This is a genomic window from Streptomyces sp. G7(2002), from assembly GCF_028870195.1.
In the GTDB taxonomy this organism is placed as follows: Bacteria; Actinomycetota; Actinomycetes; order Streptomycetales; family Streptomycetaceae; genus Streptomyces; species Streptomyces nigrescens.
In genome coordinates this window covers 5,078,106-5,093,863 of record NZ_CP102609.1, presented here as the reverse complement: position 1 = coordinate 5,093,863, position 15,758 = coordinate 5,078,106, and the positions used below count along the sequence as shown (strand labels likewise).

Sequence of the window (15,758 nt, the reverse complement as noted above, 5' to 3'; positions counted from 1 at the left end):
CCGGGGGGCGCGGTCCGGGCCGTCGGAGTGGTCGTGGACATGCGTCAGGGCTCCTTTCAGGCCTCAGGCCGCTACGAGGTAGGAGAAGACGGATTCCAGCGACTCGTCGGAGGGCGAGACCGTCAGGAGGCGGATGCCGTGGTCGCGGGCGACCCGCGGCAGGAGTTCGGTGAAGCGGCCGAAGTCGACCGCCTGGATGCGCAGCGCGCCTTCGGCGAGGTCCACCTCGATACCGGCCGTCGAGGGGTCGGCGATCAGCGCCCCGGCCAGCGCCCGGTCGTTGTCGGACCGGACGAGATAGCGGTGCGGGCGGTCCGTCATCAGCCGGCGGATCTTGCGGAAGTCACCGGACGCGGCATGCCGTCCCGCCACCACCACCTCGATGTGCGCGGCGAGTTGCTCGACCTCTTCGAGGATGTGCGAGGAGAACAGGACCGTACGGCCCTCGGCGCCCATCCGCCGCAGCAGCTCCATCAGCTGCATCCGCTGGCGCGGGTCCATACCGTTGAACGGCTCGTCCAGCAGCAGCACCGACGGGTCGTGGACCAGCGCGGAAGCCATCTTCACGCGCTGCCGCATGCCCTTGCTGTACGTCGAGATCTTGCGGTCCTGGGCGTACTCCATCTCGACGGTGGCCAGCGCCCTCGCCGCCTCCGCCCGGCCGAGGCCGTGCAACTCGGCGTTGGCGAGCACGAATTCGCGCCCCGTGAGGAAGTCGTACATCGCCTCGCGCTCCGGGACGATGCCGATGTGGCGGTAGATGCCGGCGTTGCGCCAGATCGTCGTCCCGTCGAGGGTGACGGAGCCGTTGGAGGGCGCGAGGAAGCCGCCCATCATGTTGATGAGCGTGGACTTGCCGGCGCCGTTGGGGCCCAGCAGGCCGGTCACACCGGGGCCGATGGTCATCGTGATGTCGTTGACGGCAACGACATTGCCGAACCAGCGTGAGACATGGTCGATGTGGAGAGTCGTCATGGGCGCGGCCCAGTCCTTCGGAGGGTGGTGGCGGGCGACGGGCGGGCAGTCACGGGCGACGGGTGGGCGGTCACAGGCCGGCCTTTCGGTAGCGGCGCATCAGGAGGCCGTAGCAGCCGACGATGACGGCCAGCGTCACGAGGAGATAGACGAATCCGGCGCCGGTGGTCGGAGCCAGGCCGTTGGGGAAGGAGCTGCTGCCGCCGAGGAACGTCGACTGCACCCCGTCGATCAGCGTGATGGGGGAGAACAGCCCCAGCCAGCCGACGGCGGACTCATTGCCCTGGATGAAGGCGATGCCCTGGACCGCGCTCACCGCGCCGTACGGAATGGTGAGGACGGCGATCACGGCGGCGACACCGAAGCCGCGGCGCGGGGTGACCGCGGAGACGACCAGCCCTACCCCGGCGAACAGCAGCGAGAGCAGCACCACGGCGACCACTCCCTGCCCCAGGCCCTTGGTCTGGTCGAGGAAGTCCAGCTTCGCCAGCAGCGCCCCGACGTAGAGGATCAGCAGCGGTACGCCGGTGAGGATGAACAGGGCAGCCGCCATGGCCGCGAACTTCGAGGCCACGTAGTCGACCCGCTCGATGGGCCGGGAGAAATACAGCGGTACGGACTTGAACCGCAGATCGCGGGAGACCGACTGCGGGGCCTGGGCGGCCAGAAACAGGCCGATGACGACCTGGAGGTAGACGGCGTAGCGGGAGTAGCCGACCGGGAGGGCGCCGGCCTTGGTGACCACCGTCACCGCGACCATGATCGCGGCGGGCAGGCACATCACTGCGAAGAGCAGCATCGGCAGCACCTTGCTCTTGGCCGAACGGCCCAGACCGAAGGCGCCGCGCAGGCTCTGCGAGAAGAGCGACCGGCGGGCGTAGGCGCGGCCCAGGCGGGGGCCGTCGTAGTGCCGGTAGCCGATGTTGTGGATATAGGCGCCGCCCGGCGCGGCGTCGGGGGACGTCGGATGCGCGGACGTCATGGGCTCAGGCGACATCGTGGGCGCCTCCGTCCTGGGTGGCATACGGGGCGCTCGGGGCGCCTGCGGTGGCGGGGGCGGCCTGCGCCGCATCCGCGTCGCGGAAGACCTCGGCGATCTGATGGCGGCGCTGTTCCATCCGGACCAGGCCGAGCCCGAGTCCGGCGACGGTGTCCCGCACCAGGTCGTACGTCTCCTCGCCGGCCGCCTCGACATACAGCAGGTGACCGGAGGCGGCGAGGCCCTCGGAACCGGCCGCGCGGGTGGTCACCGCGGCCCCGGCCGCGGCCAGCGCCGCACGCAGTGCCTCGGTGCCGTCCGGATGGGCGTCGGTGTCCGTGACCTCGATCGCCAGCGAGGCCGTGACCTGCGTGAACTCATCGGTCGAGGAGGACCGCAGCAGTTTGCCGCCGTCGATGACGACGACATGGTCACAGGTGCGCTCCAGCTCACCGAGGAGGTGGGAGGTCACCAGGACGGAGATCCCGAAATCGGTGTGGACCCGTCGGATCAGGCCGAGCATCTCGTCCCGCCCGGCCGGGTCGAGGCCGTTGGTGGGCTCGTCGAGGAACACCAGCTGCGGGTCGTGGACCAGCGCCTGGGCCAGCTTCACCCGCTGCTTCATACCCGTCGAGTAGCCGCCGATGGGGCGGTAGCGCTCCTCGTAGAGGCCGACATGGCGCAGGGTGTCCGCGGTGCGCTCACGGGCGGCGGTCGGCGGCAGCCCGGACATCCGGGCCATGTGCACCACGAATTCGGTGGCGGAGACGTCCGGCGGCAGGCAGTCGTGCTCGGGCATGTAGCCGACCCGCTCACGGATGGTGCCGCCGTCCTTGGTCACGTCCAGGCCGAGGACATGCGCGGTCCCTTCGGTCGCCGGGGCCAGCCCGAGAAGGATCTTGATCAGGGTGGACTTTCCGGCACCATTGGCACCCACCAGGCCCGTTACGCCGGGGGCGATGTCAACGGAGAGCCGGTCCAAGGCGGTCACCCGCGGGAACCGCTTGCTCAGGCTTTCGGTCACGATCACAGTCACGTCATCGACGGTAGTGGTGCCCGCCACACCGGTCGTCAACCCAAACGATGGGATGTCCCTCCCCCTCCGGTATTACGTGCCCGTAGGGGTCTCCTGCTGTGAGCTGCCCCGGCGTAAGGGGTGCCGGTGCGATGCCAGTGCATGGATGCGGATCTCTCGTGCAGAATTACGGACCTCTTGACGCAGCCGCCGGTCATTGTCACATTCATCAGTGTCAAGTTACGGGCACGTACTGCAATGAACTGCTCACGGACGGACGGACGGTTGGCGATGGCTTCAGTCACCTCAGCGACCTCACCAGGAGCCGGAGAACTCACCGCCGGGCTAAGGGGGTTCAGAGAGGTCCAACGCCTCGCCTACGCCTGCGCGGAAGCGGTGGCCGCCCAGCTCAAGCCCGGGGTGACCGAACGCGCTGCGGCTCGGATGCAGCGCGAGTGGCTGCGCGAGCGCGGGGTGCGGGACTGGTTCCACCTGCCGTTCGCCTGGTTCGGCGACCGCACCGCCTTCGCCAATTTCCGCGTGCCGCTGCAGTTCTTCCCCACCCATCGTGAGCTGGAGCCGGGGATGGCCTTCATCCTCGACATGGCCCCCATCCACAACGGCTACACCGCCGACATCGGCTACTCCGGCTGCCTGGGTCTCAACCCCGTGCACGACCGGCTGCTCGCCGACCTCGAAGCGCACCGGGAGCTGATCCTGCGCGAAGTACGCGAACGGCGCCCGCTGCGAGAGATCTACGAGGACGTCGACCGGCTGATGGTGCGGCAGGGCTATGCCAACCGCCACCGCGCCTACCCCTTCGGCGTCATCGCGCACAAGGTCGACCGGGTCCGGCAGCGCCGCTGGTCCCCCACTCTCTTCGGGTTCGGCACCCGGTCCCTCAGGGGGCTGGCCTCGGACGCACTGCACGGGCACCGTGACGGCTGGTCCCCGCTGTGGAGCCCGTACAGCTTCTCCGACCACCCGCCGCAGCCAGGACTGTGGGCGGTCGAACCCCACCTCGGATTCCGGGGAACGGGCGCGAAGTTCGAGGAGATCCTGGTCGTCACGGACTCCAAGGACCCACAGGAAAGCGCCTTTTGGCTGGACGACGATCTGCCGCATGTGCGGCGCTGGCAGGAGGAGAAGGCCGCATGAACACGGGACGTGGACCGGGAAGCGGACGGGGAACGGGGAGCGGACGCGGAAGGGGACGGGGAAGGGGAAGGGGAAGTGGCAGCGGATGGGGCTCGGGGCGGGGGCAGCGGTCCGGGTCCGGGGCTGGGGCTGGTGCTGGGGCCGGAGCCGATTCGGGCGTCGGGGGCGGAGGCGGGGCTGAGGCCGGGGCCGGGGCCGTGTCCGGCGTCGGGGCGGGGCTCGCCGGGGCGCGGGAGCGCTGGGTGCGGACCGGTGGCATCGAGCTGTGCGTCGCCGAGCTGGGCGACCCGGCGCAGCCCACGGTGCTGCTGGTGCACGGCTATCCGGACAGCAAGGAGGTCTGGTCCGAGGTCGCCCGCGGTCTGGCCGGCCGGTTCCATGTGGTGCTCTACGACGTCCGGGGCTGCGGCCGGTCCACCGCCCCACAGCCACTGCGGGGCGGCTTCACCCTGGAGAAGCTGACGGACGACTTCCTGGCCGTCGCCGACGCCGTCAGCCCCGACCGCCCGGTCCATCTGGTCGGCCATGACTGGGGCTCCGTGCAGGGCTGGGAGTTCGCCACGGTGCGGCGCACGGAGGGCCGGATCGCCTCCTTCACCTCCATGTCGGGCCCGTCCCTGGACCACTTCGGCCACTGGATCAAGAAGCGGACGGTGCGCCCCACCCCCCGGCGCGCCGCCCAGCTCCTCAACCAGAGCGCCAAGTCCTGGTACGTCTACATGCTGCACACCCCCGTGCTGCCCGAGCTGGCGTGGAAGGGACCGCTCGGCAAGCGCTGGCCGACCATCCTGCAGCGGGTGGAGAAGGTGCCGGGCGGTGACTACCCGACCGCTTCGCTGCCGACCGACGCGGCCCATGGCGCCTGGCTCTACCGCGACAATGTGCTCCCCCGGCTCCGCCGCCCGCGCGCCGACGCCTATGCGCACTGCCCGGTCCAGCTCATCACCCCCACCGGCGACGCCTTTCTCTCGCCGCGGCTGTACGACGACCTGGAGCAGTGGGCGCCCCAGCTGGTACGCCGCACCCTCCCGGCCAAGCACTGGGTGCCACGCACCCGCCCCGACCAGCTCGTCTCCTGGATCGGCGAGTTCATCACCGCCAAGGAGGAGGGGGATCCGGCGCGACAGGTCGTGGCGTCCGGCACCTACGCCGACCGGTTCGGCGGGCAGCTGGTGCTGGTGACCGGCGCGGCCGGCGGCATCGGCCGGGCAACCGCGTTCGCCTTCGCGGAGGCCGGCGCCCGGATCATCGCCGTCGACCGGGACGCCGAGGGCGCGGCACGGACCGCCGATATGTCCCGGCTGATCGGTGCGCCACAGGCCTGGGCGGAGGTCGTCGATGTCTCGGACGAGACGGCGATGGAGAAGCTCGCCGACAAGGTCCATACGGAGTACGGCACCGTCGACGTGCTGGTGAACAACGCCGGGATCGGCCTGTCCGGCTCCTTTCTCCAGACCGGCACCGAGGACTGGAAGAAGGTCCTGGACGTCAATCTGTGGGGCGTCATCCACGGCTGCCGGATCTTCGGCAAGCGGATGGCGGAGCGCGGACAGGGCGGCCATATCGTCAACACCGCCTCGGCGGCGGCCTTCCTGCCGTCGAAGACACTGCCCGCGTACAGCACCTCCAAGGCGGCCGTCCTGATGCTCAGCGAGTGTCTGCGCGCCGAGCTGGCGGGGCAGGGCATCGGCGTCTCCGCCATCTGCCCCGGGATCATCAACACCGGCATCACCTCCACCGCACGCTTCGCCGGCGTCTCGGCCGACGAGGAGAAGCGTCGCCAGACCAAGGCCGCGCGGATGTACGGGCTGCGCAACTACCCGCCGGAGAAGGTCGCCGACGCCATCCTGCGGGCCGTGGTCCGCAACCAGGCGGTGGTACCGGTCACCCCCGAAGCACACGGCGCCCATCTCCTCTCCCGCTTCGCCCCCCGCGTCCTACGCGCCCTCGCCCGCTTCGAACCGCGCCTGTAGGGGGAGCGCGGGGCGCGGGCCGATGCGCCGACTCGCGCAGGAGCCCGTCCGGGCGGTCTGGACGGTTCCCCCTTGGCCTTCGCCGCCCCGAGCATCCGCCGCCTCATGGGGTGCCTCGGGGTGGACGAAGGGGCGCGGGGTACGGCGGGGTTGGGACCTCCCGGGATGGGCGAAGGGGCCCGGGGTACAGCGGGGTTGGGACCTCCGGGACGGGCGAAGGGGCTTGGGACACAGCGGGGTTGTGCCCTCCGGGGTGCGGCCGCGCGGGGAGTGGGTTTCCGGGCCAGGGCTCCCGGGGCTCGGGCTCGGGCTCGGGCCAGGGCCCGGCCACACCCCGGGCCGGGCCGCCCAGGGGCCCGGCCACCACCCGAGCCCGGACCGTCCCGGACTCGACCACCCCAAAGGCTCAACCACCCCGAGTTGGCCGCCCCCGACCTAGGAACACCCGGGAGTCGACCACCCCAAAGGCTCAGCTACCCCAGGGTGGCCGCCCCCGGCCTAGGAGCACCCGGGAGTCGGCTACCACCGGGGGCCTGGCCTCCACCTGAGCCCGGAGCGCTCGGGGGGGGCAGCTGGGTGCGGCGGACCCTCGCTACCGAGGGCGGTCGTACCATCCCTCGCAGGAAGGGTCGTTGCGCACGGCCGTCGCCTGCCCGGCATCCTCCCCGGCCGCACGGGCCGCGGCGGGTGCGGCGGGCCACGCGGCGGTCTCATAGCGCGGCCATCTCGTAAGGAGCACCACAGTGACCGAGCAGCCGCCGAGGGCCGAGTACCGCACGGCCGAGTACCGCATCGAGGACCTGGCTCACCTCAGCGGCGCCACGGTCCGCACGATCCGCGCCTATCAGGACCGTGGACTCCTTCCCCGCCCGGAACGCCGCGGCCGGGCCAATGTCTACGGCGCCGCCCATCTGGCCCGGCTGCGCCAGATCGCCGACCTGCTCGACCGCGGCTACACCCTCGCCAGCATCAAGGAACTCCTCGAGGCCTGGGACGCGGGCCGTGACCTCGGCGGGGTCCTGGGCCTGGTCGCCGAGATCGACGGGCCGTGGACCGACGAGGAGGCGTCCCGCATCAGCCGCACGGACCTCGACGCCGCCTTCGGCGGCAGCCCCGATGAGACAGCGCTCGCCGAGGCCGTCGAACTGGGCGTCCTGGAACGCATCCCGGACCGGGACGACGAGTACCTCGTCCCCAGCCCGCAGGAACTCGCCGTCGCCGCCGAACTGCACTCCGCCGGGGTCCCGCTGACGGCGATCGCCGGTCATCTGCGGGAGGTGCGCGGCCAGGTCGAGCACATCGCCGCCCGCTTCCTGGACTTCACCACCGAACATGTCTTCCAGCAGTTCCTGGACCACCCGCCCACCGAGGCCGAGACCGCGGAAGCCGCCACCCTCGTACGCCGGCTGCGCCCCCTGGCCCAGCAGACCATCGACGCCGAACTCGCCCGCGCCATGCGCACCCTGGCCACCCAGTATCTGCGCCATCACCTCAGCGAGGCCCTGCCGGCAGAGGCGCGGAGGCCCAGCGGAAGGGCGGCGGACACCGAGGCCGGGACCGGGGCAGAGGCCGGGGCCAGCACCGGGGCAGACGCCGGGGCCACGGCAGAGGACAGTGTTGAGGCCTGCGCAAAGGGCGGTATTGAGGGGGGCGTTGGAGCCGGTGTCGCGCCCTCGGTGGACGGCGCCGGGCCCGGGCCCGGCCGGGCAGGGGCCGGCAGCGTCCCCGCGCCGCGGGCAGCCCCCGGACTGCCGCCCGTCCCGCCGTCCGCCCCTGGACCCGTCGCGGACTCCCATACCGCGGCTGCCCCGCCATCCGCCCCCGGGCCAGTCGCGGCCCCCCGTACCGCGGCCGCCCCGCCGTCCGCCCCGGCGGCCGTCCCGGAGACCGTGCTACTCCCCGCCGAGGCCGTGCAGGCCGTGCGGGCTCTGGTCGGCGCGGAGAACACGGCCGCCTTCATCGCCGCCGCCGCACACCGGGAGGTGCAGGCCCGCACGATGGACGCCCTGGTGGCGACCAGCAGCGGCGAAGGCATCGGCATCGACACTGCGTCGGCAGATAACGCGGGCGCCCCCGAGGACACACCCGACACCGCCGTCGCCCCCGACGCCCCCGGTACCTGTGAAGCCCCCGGCTACCACCCCGAGTCCACGGCCCGCGCCGCAGACCAGGCCGCCAGACCGCCCATAGGCCAAGCCGATGGCCAGACCGACAGCTGGACCAACGACCGGGCCGACAACCGAGCCACCGACGACCAGGCCGCCGACCGGGCCGCCGACCAGGCCGACCACCGGACCACCGACAGCAGCACCCAGGCCCGCGAAGACCACCACTGACCCGGCCCGCAGCGCACAAGCCCCGCCCCGGCCCCGTACCGCCCCGTCAGAACCCGCCCCCGCCTCATGCGCAATACCCGGTGCGCAGTACGCAGTACGCAGTAGGCAGTACCCAGTAGGCAGTACGCAGTCTTCAGTTACCAAGGATCAGGCGGTGCGCGGCCCCTCTGCCGCGCCCTTCCACCGGATCAACGGGCCGGATCCGGCAGCCAGTTGCCGTGGAATCCGTACGGCACACGCTGCGGGAGATGGACCGTGGCGACCGGGTCGGCGGATATGTCCTCCGAGTCGAGTACGACGAGATCGCTGGTGTCGGTGGAGGCGTCGTAGACATAGGTGAGCAGCCAGCCGGGACCTCCCGGACGGTCGTCCGCCGGGGCGAAGACCGCCTCGCCCGGGGTGCGCCCGGGACCGAAGTCGTGCCGGACGGCCTCGCCGGTCTGCAGGTCGTAGCGGATCAGGGCGCCGGGTATCGGGCCGGTGCCCGGAAGCTCGGCGATGGTGGCATGGCCGAAGCGGGCGGGCTGCCCGGCAAGGCGGTCATCCACCCTGGGGAACTCGCAGAACTGGTCGTCGAGTTGCTCCTCGGCGACCGTGCCCGTCGCCAGATCGATCGTCCAGCGCCAGAGGTGGGCCGGGGCCTGGCCGCCGTAATCGGCGTAGCGGGCGACATGGAGAACGATCCGCTGGTCGCCCTCGTCGTGGGCGTTCAGGGCGTGGAAGACATAGCAGGGGTCGATGGGCAGCCAGCGGACCTCGCCATAGGGATCATCGCGGCGCAGCACGCCGAGCCGGGCGCCGTACTCCGGATTCCAGTGGTACGGCATACCCGGGCGGCTGCGGTCGAAGACGACCGGGAGGTCCATGAAGATGACATGGCCAGCGGTCAGATGGAAGTCATGCATCATCGTGTGCCCCGGAACATCGATGGGGCGGCTGATCACCAACTCCCCCGCGGCGTCGGCACGGTGGTAGGTCAGATAGGGCGGAGTGGGACCTCCGTATCCGAAGAAATGCAGCTCGCCGGTGGTGGGACAGGTCTTGGGGTGGGCGGTCATGGCGGTGGTGAGCCGGCCGCCGAAGTCATGGGCGCCGACCGTCTCCAGCTCATGGCCGGGGCGGCAGTCGATCTCATAGGGGAACGACGACTCGACCAGGGCGAGGGTGCGCCCGGCGTGCCGGACGATATGGGTGTTGGCCACGCCTGCCGTCAGATTGCGGCGGCCCTGCGCGTCCACCGGACGCGCGCCCTCGGTGAAGGTGGTGGTGCGGACCCAGCGGTTGCGGTAGGAGACGGCCCGGCCGCCCTCCAGACGCAGGCCGTGGACCATACCGTCGCCGAAGAACCAGTGCGGAGTGGCGGCGTCCCGCGGGTTGGGGCCGTTGCGCAGGAACCAGCCGCTGAGTTCGGGCGGGATGGCGCCCGTCACCGGCAGGTCGTAGGCGGTCAGCTCGTCCGCCACCGGGGCGAAGTTGCCGGCCATGTGCGGTGCGGGGGCGTGGGATGCGGATGCGGTGGTCGGAGAGGTGGGGGTCATGAGGTCAGGCCTCCTTGGATGTCGGCCCGCGCGCCGGAAGTCCCCATGAAGCGGGCACGGGCCCGCTCCGGATAGGCGGCGGTGAAGCGGGCGGGAAGGACGAATCCGGCGAGCTGAATGAGGATCGAGAAGGCCACGTTCCACCCGTAGGCGGAGGCGGCTGCCTGGGCGAGCGCGGTTAGCGTGAAGGACAGCGCCCACGCGGCCGTCAGCACGACATTGATGCGCTGGAACAGCGGGGTGTGCCAGACCTCCGGCGGTGCCATCCGTCGGGCGATCCCGCTCGTGAAGGGCCGTCGCACGGCGATCGACACCCAGGCGATGAGCGCCAGCCACCCCATCGACAAGGCGCTGCCGTACATCTTGAGACCGCTCTCGGGGCGGGCGAAGGCCAGCGCGGTGAGGGCCGCGAAGAACACGATCGTGCCGTACTCCAGCAGGCGCAGGTCGAGCGCGAGCCCCGCGGCGCGGTCGGCGATGAGCAGCGCGACGGCCGCCGCCAGACCGGCGAGCGCACCCCACTGCCAGCCGGCCGGGGACACCCCCGCAAAGACCAGCCACGGGATGAAGCCCCGTAGATAGTTCATGATTCCCCCTTTTCGCTCGCGGTCGCACGCCTCACCGCCTGGGTGAGGCGCGTACGCCTGCGGCGACATTCCAACCTCGACATGTCGAACATAGAAGCTGCACCTTTGACATGTCAACAGTGGAAGGTAAAGTGCGGGTCATGAGCCTGCGACATGCCGTACTGGGCCTGCTGGCCGAATCCCCCGCGAGCGGCTACGACCTGATGAAGCTGTTCAATGCCTCGCTCGCCAGCGTCTGGCCGGCCACGCAGAGCCAGGTCTACGGCGAGCTCGGCAAACTCACGACCGCCGGCCTGGTCGAGGTCGCCGCGCACGGCCCGCGCGGCCGCAAGGAATACGCGATCACCGAGGACGGCCTGACGGAGCTGCGCCACTGGCTGACCGATATCGAGCCCAGCGGCCCCCAGCGCCATGACGGCCTCCTGCGCGTCTTCTTCCTCGGCATCGTCACGCCACTTGAGGCACAGACCTATCTCCTGCATCAGGCCGAGCGCGCCGCGCGTGCCCGCGCCGAGCTGGAGCACCTCGACGAGACCGCCGAGTGGGACGAGGAAATGATTTCGGTCTATGGGCGGATCGCGCTGGAGTACGGCCTGCGTATCTCGGCGATGCAGGAGGAATGGGCCCGTTGGGCAGCCGACGAGGTGACCAGCGCCAAGGCGCGGAAGGCGAGCGAGCTCGCGCGGGGGCAGCACAAGGGGCAGGGGCCGCACGCGGAAGGCAGCGCGGGCGAAGGGGAGTGACAGGCCCGGGGGCTGTGGGGTCCCGCAGTACCCCCGGCCGGGAATTCAGATGCCGCCGCACGCCCTGCGCGGCACTCTGGAGACATGAACGACCAGCGTTCCGTGCGCCTCTCGAAGTATCTGGCGAAGCATCTGCGCCATGAACCGGAGCGGATCGGGATCACCCTCGACGCCCAGGGCTGGGTGCCCGTGGCCGAGCTCATGGCAGCGGCCGCGCGGCACGGGTTCCCTTTCACCCGGGCCGAGTTGGCGGCAGTGGTCGCCGGCAACGACAAGCAGCGTTACGCCATCGACGGCGACCGGATCCGCGCCAACCAGGGCCATTCGGTACCGGTCGACCTCGATCTGCCGCCGGCCGTGCCCCCCGCCCATCTCTTCCACGGCACGGTGGCCCACAGTGTGGCCGCCATCAGGGACGAGGGGCTGCGGCCGATGTCGCGGCACGCCGTCCATCTCTCCCCCGACCGCGAGACCGCGACCCGGGTGGGCGCACGACGCGGCAAGCCCGTGGTCCTGACGGTCGACGCGGGCGCCATGCACCGCGCCGGCCATGTCTTCCGGGTCAGCGCCAACGGGGTCTGGCTCACCAACCGCGTACCGGCCCAGTTCCTGCGTTTCCCGGGCTGAAACCACCACGCCCGTAGGGCAGAGCCCGGCTCAGAGCCCCGGAGCACCCCATACCGGGAACCACCGCGCCAGGTCCTTCTCGATCGTCAGATCGTCCCCGAGCATCGCCCGCACCTGGAGTTCCAGCGGGTTGTCGCGCTTCTCGCCACCGTCGCGCTGCGGCGCGAAGGGGTAGAACGTGCCCCTCTTGTAGAGGTAGACCAGCGCCAGCGACCGCTGCTGGTCATCGCGGAAGCCGACCAGCGAACACAGCAGCTGCGGACCGAAGCCCGCCTCCTCCAGGGACGTGTTGACCGCATGCAGGTCGTTGACCAGGCCCGCCACGTCCTCCGGCGGATGCCGCACGAGCAGCCAGGTATAGCCGTAGGTGTCCTGGGTGAACTCCACGGAGCCGTCCAGCAGGGACCGTGCCTCCTCCTGGATACGTGCGAACGCCCCGCCCTCGACGCTCGCGAAGCACACCGACCCCAGGCCGGTGGGTTCGAATCCGGCCGCGGCCTGCAGGGTCACCGCGGCGGACGGCAGCGCGAAGAGCTGGTCGAGGTCGGGGCGGACCGGCTTGCTGCGGCCGAGGATGGCGTCCAGAAATCCCATGTGCTGCTTGCTCCTTGATCGTCACGGCCGGTCGGTCAACGGCCGCACCCCGCGCGCACCGTGCCTCACGCCCGCCCCAGCTCGGCCGCGATCCGGCCCAGCTGGTCCAGCCGCTGTTCCAGCGTCGGGTGCGAGGACAGCAGCCTGCTGAAGCTCTCCTTGTTGAACGCGGGGGCGAAGTAGAAGGCGTTGAACGGCTGGGCCTTGCGCAGGTCTTCGGTCGGGATCCTCGCGATCTGACCGGTGACCTTGGTCAGCGCGGCGGCCAGTGCCGACGGCCGGCCGGTCAGCAGAGCGGCGGCCCGGTCGGCGGACAGCTCGCGGTAACGGGACAGCAGCCGGGTCAGGAGGAAGCTGATCGCGTAGACGACCACGCTCACCGCGGTCACGATGAGCACGGCGATGGCCGTGTTCTGGTCCCGGTTGTTGCGGCCGATACCGCTCCACAGGGCGGCCCGGGTGATGATCCCGGCCAGTACGCCGAGGAACGAGGCGATGGTCATCACGGCGACATCGCGGTGTGCGACATGCGAGAGCTCGTGGGCCAGCACCCCCTCCAGCTCCGCCGGCTCCAGCCGCCGGAGCAGCCCCGTGGTGGCGCACACCAGCGAGTTCTTCTGACCGCGGCCGGTGGCGAACGCGTTCGGCACATCCGACTCGGCGATCGCGACCCGCGGCTTGGGCATATCGGCCAGCGCGCACAGCCGGTCGACGGCACCGTGCAGTTCGGGCGCCTGCTCCGGGGTGACCTCGCGCGCGCCCATGCTGAATGCCGCGATCCGGTCGCTGAACCAGAACTGCGCGACGAACAGGGCACCGGCGATCAGCAGTACCACCACCCAGGCGCCCTTGAGCAGCACCACCAGCACGCCGACGACCACGACGTACAGCAGTCCGATGAAGAACATCGTCATGACCATGCGTGAGGTCAGCCCGCGGTCCGGGGCGAATCGGGTCTGTGCCATGGCTCCTCCACACACGCCGCACTCCGCGCAGTGCGCCGGCCCGCCCGCGCGCCGTCTTCGCACCGCGCGCCGCGTGCCGCGCACTGCGCCGCTGTCCCGATTCTCCCCCTTCAGGGCTATATGCGGGGTAAAGCCCAGGCCAGGAGACGGCCCGGCGCGTCGGGCGCACGGGGAGGAGCACCGGCAGGGGAGCCCCGGCCCCCTGTGGAGCGCGGGGCCGGTGCCCGCCTACCGGGCGGCCAGCTGCGCCGCCCCCTCCGTGGCGATCCGCTCGAAGACCGCGACATCGGCCTCGAAGAGGGAATCGGCGATCGGCCAGTGGAGGACCAGTTCGTCGATGCCCAGCTCGGCGTGGCGGCCGGCGAAGTCGACAAAGGCGTCCACCGAGTCCAGCGGACGGTCCGGGGTGAAGCCGGTCAGCATGATCTTCTGCAGGTCGGCGACGTCGCGGCCCTGGTCGGCGCAGGCCTTCCCCAGACGTTCGAGCTGCCCGCGGATCGCCTCACGCGACTCGGCCGGGGTGCCGCCCCCGTTCGACACCTTGGGATCGCCGGTCGTCACCCAGGCCTGCCCGTAACGGGCGGCCAGCTTCAGCCCGCGCGGGCCGGTGGCCGCCACCGCGAACGGCAGCCGCGGCCGCTGCACACATCCGGGAATGTTGCGCACCTCGTGCGCGGAGTAGTGCGCGCCCTCGTGGGAGACGACGTCCTGGCTCAGCAGCCGGTCCAGCAGCTCGACGAACTCGTCGAAGTGGTCGGCCCGTTCCCGCGGCGCCCAGGGCTCCTGGCCGAGCGCGGTGGCGTCGAAGCCATTGCCGCCGGCGCCGACGCCCAGCGTGATCCGGCCGTCGCTGATGTCGTCGAGCGAGATCAGTTCCTTGGCGAGGGTGACCGGGTGCCGGAAGTTCGGCGAGGTCACGAGGGTGCCCAGCCGCATCCGGGAGGTCACGGACGCGGCCGCGGTCAGCGTCGGCAGGGCGCCGAACCAGGTCTGGTCACGGAAGCTCCGCCACGAGAGGTGGTCATAGGTGTACGCGGCGTGGAAGCCCAGCTCCTCGGCGCGCTGCCACACCTCCCGCCCGCCTTCGGACCAGCGGCGGACGGGGAGTATCAGGGTGCTCAGTCGCATACTCCGAGCGTACGGCCGTCCGAGGGCCGGACGATTCTCCTCAGCGCTCCGGACGGCTGCGCCCGCCTGCCCATAGGCCTTCGACCCGGCGGCGCGCGGGCTCATGCGCGCAACCCACCGCACGCCTGTGCACAGCGGTACGGGAAGATGGCCCCGTGACTGATGCCTCCGCCCCACCGTCCCGGGCGCCCGAAACGGCCGTTGCGCCCCGGCTGATCGCCACCGATCTCGACGGCACGCTGCTGCACGACGACAAGACGGTCTCCGACCGCACGATCGCCGCGCTCGCCGCCGCGGAGCGGGCCGGCCTCGAGGTGTTCTTCGTCACCGGACGCCCGGCCCGCTGGATGGGCGTGGTCAGCGACCATGTGCACGGTCACGGCCTGGCGATCTGCGCCAACGGCGCGGCCGTCGTCGATCTGCACCGCGGCGGCCGGATCGTCGAGGTCAGCCCCCTGGAGCGGACCACCGCGCGTCAGATCGTGGACGCGCTGCGCAGCGCCGCGCCCGGTACCTCGTTCGCGGTCGAGCGCACCGGCGGCATCCACTACGAACCGCAGTACCCGCCTCTTCTCCTCGACCCGGCCGCGGTCGTCGCACCGGCGGAGAAGCTGCTCGCCGACGACTTCGTCCCGCCGCTGGGCCCGGAGGAGACCGAGGCGGACGGCCCGGCCGGCGGCACCGACCGCCCCGCCTTCCCCGACCAGCCCGTGATCAAGCTGCTCGCGCACCACCCCGAGCTGGACCCCGACGCCTTCCTCACCCTGGCCCGTACGGCCGCCGGCGGTCTGGCGACCTTCACCCGGTCCAGCCCCACCGCCCTCCTGGAGATCAGCGGGCCCGGCGTGAGCAAGGCCGGCACCCTCGCCCGCTGCTGTGCGGAGCGCGGGATCGCGCCGGACGAGGTCGTCGCCTTCGGGGACATGCCGAACGACATAGCGATGCTGTCCTGGGCCGGCACCTCGTACGCCATGGCCAACGCGCATCCGGATGTGCTGGCCGCCACGACGCGCCGTACCGCGTCCAACAACGACGACGGTGTCGCCGCCGTCATCGAGCGGATCCTGCAGGACGGCCACCTCTAGGGCGCCTCCGCCTCGTCCTGCCCGGCCCGCGAGGCCGTCGGCCGTGGTCTCCCAT

Annotated in this window: 13 protein-coding genes and 2 pseudogenes; 7 read left to right on the top strand and 8 right to left on the bottom strand. The window is 71.4% G+C overall.

Annotated elements, in window-relative coordinates; translation table 11 throughout:
- Nucleotides 1–63 precede the first annotated feature (63 nt).
- The 3 genes from NUT86_RS21465 to NUT86_RS21455 form a co-directional block, all read right to left on the bottom strand.
- Nucleotides 64–975, bottom strand: coding sequence for an ABC transporter ATP-binding protein (locus tag NUT86_RS21465; protein WP_093641508.1), 912 nt, complete (start codon nucleotides 973–975; stop codon nucleotides 64–66).
- Nucleotides 976–1,045: 70 nt separating this feature from the next.
- On the bottom strand, nucleotides 1,046–1,957 hold the full coding sequence (locus NUT86_RS21460) for an ABC transporter permease subunit (RefSeq protein WP_018092178.1): 912 nt from the start codon (nucleotides 1,955–1,957) through the stop codon (nucleotides 1,046–1,048).
- Nucleotides 1,958–1,961: 4 nt separating this feature from the next.
- Nucleotides 1,962–3,017 carry an ABC transporter ATP-binding protein gene (locus NUT86_RS21455; protein WP_274737122.1) on the bottom strand — a complete coding sequence of 352 codons (1,056 nt, stop codon included), beginning with the start codon at nucleotides 3,015–3,017 and terminating at the stop codon, nucleotides 1,962–1,964.
- Between the two features lie 243 nt (nucleotides 3,018–3,260).
- Here NUT86_RS21455 and NUT86_RS21450 point away from each other — a divergent pair, with 243 nt between their 5' ends.
- The 4 genes and pseudogenes from NUT86_RS21450 to NUT86_RS21435 form a co-directional block, all read left to right on the top strand.
- On the top strand, nucleotides 3,261–4,127 hold the full coding sequence (locus NUT86_RS21450; protein WP_274737121.1) for a M24 family metallopeptidase: 867 nt from the start codon (nucleotides 3,261–3,263) through the stop codon (nucleotides 4,125–4,127).
- A gap of 197 nt (nucleotides 4,128–4,324) precedes the next feature.
- Nucleotides 4,325–6,100 (top strand): SDR family oxidoreductase, encoded by a 1,776-nt coding sequence (locus NUT86_RS21445; protein ID WP_159487314.1) that lies wholly within the window; start codon nucleotides 4,325–4,327, stop codon nucleotides 6,098–6,100.
- A 569-nt stretch (nucleotides 6,101–6,669) separates the two neighbouring features.
- Nucleotides 6,670–6,816, top strand: a pseudogene (locus NUT86_RS21440) (metal-dependent hydrolase); the annotation flags it as partial.
- A gap of 27 nt (nucleotides 6,817–6,843) precedes the next feature.
- Nucleotides 6,844–7,593, top strand: a pseudogene (locus tag NUT86_RS21435) (MerR family transcriptional regulator); the annotation flags it as partial.
- Between the two features lie 1,031 nt (nucleotides 7,594–8,624).
- Here the strand turns inward: NUT86_RS21435 and NUT86_RS21425 are convergent.
- Together NUT86_RS21425 and NUT86_RS21420 are read right to left on the bottom strand one after the other, a co-directional pair.
- Nucleotides 8,625–9,974 carry a carotenoid oxygenase family protein gene (locus NUT86_RS21425; RefSeq protein ID WP_274737119.1) on the bottom strand — a complete coding sequence of 450 codons (1,350 nt, stop codon included), beginning with the start codon at nucleotides 9,972–9,974 and terminating at the stop codon, nucleotides 8,625–8,627.
- Nucleotides 9,971–10,561, bottom strand: a complete 591-nt coding sequence (locus NUT86_RS21420; RefSeq protein ID WP_274737118.1) for a hypothetical protein — start codon at nucleotides 10,559–10,561, stop codon at nucleotides 9,971–9,973. The genes NUT86_RS21425 and NUT86_RS21420 overlap by 4 nt, the downstream gene beginning before the upstream one ends.
- Nucleotides 10,562–10,701: 140 nt before the next feature.
- Here NUT86_RS21420 and NUT86_RS21415 point away from each other — a divergent pair, with 140 nt between their 5' ends.
- Together NUT86_RS21415 and NUT86_RS21410 are read left to right on the top strand one after the other, a co-directional pair.
- Nucleotides 10,702–11,304 carry a PadR family transcriptional regulator gene (locus NUT86_RS21415; protein ID WP_051104233.1) on the top strand — a complete coding sequence of 201 codons (603 nt, stop codon included), beginning with the start codon at nucleotides 10,702–10,704 and terminating at the stop codon, nucleotides 11,302–11,304.
- An 84-nt stretch (nucleotides 11,305–11,388) separates the two neighbouring features.
- Nucleotides 11,389–11,931: an RNA 2'-phosphotransferase gene (locus tag NUT86_RS21410; protein WP_159487321.1), complete on the top strand. Its 543-nt coding sequence runs from the start codon at nucleotides 11,389–11,391 to the stop codon at nucleotides 11,929–11,931.
- A gap of 30 nt (nucleotides 11,932–11,961) precedes the next feature.
- Here NUT86_RS21410 and pspAB read toward each other — a convergent pair whose 3' ends face one another.
- From pspAB to NUT86_RS21395, 3 genes are all read right to left on the bottom strand, one after another.
- Nucleotides 11,962–12,525 (bottom strand): PspA-associated protein PspAB, encoded by a 564-nt coding sequence (gene pspAB, locus NUT86_RS21405; RefSeq protein ID WP_159487323.1) that lies wholly within the window; start codon nucleotides 12,523–12,525, stop codon nucleotides 11,962–11,964.
- Between the two features lie 65 nt (nucleotides 12,526–12,590).
- Nucleotides 12,591–13,490 (bottom strand): zinc metalloprotease HtpX, encoded by a 900-nt coding sequence (htpX, locus tag NUT86_RS21400; RefSeq protein WP_018092168.1) that lies wholly within the window; start codon nucleotides 13,488–13,490, stop codon nucleotides 12,591–12,593.
- A gap of 228 nt (nucleotides 13,491–13,718) precedes the next feature.
- A complete protein-coding gene (locus NUT86_RS21395) occupies nucleotides 13,719–14,618 on the bottom strand; it encodes an LLM class flavin-dependent oxidoreductase (protein WP_274737114.1) in 900 nt (299 codons plus the stop codon).
- Nucleotides 14,619–14,773: 155 nt separating this feature from the next.
- Between NUT86_RS21395 and NUT86_RS21390 the strand changes: the two genes are divergently transcribed.
- Complete coding sequence (locus NUT86_RS21390; protein ID WP_018092166.1) at nucleotides 14,774–15,703, top strand: HAD hydrolase family protein; 930 nt, start codon at nucleotides 14,774–14,776, stop codon at nucleotides 15,701–15,703.
- Nucleotides 15,704–15,758: the final 55 nt, after the last annotated feature.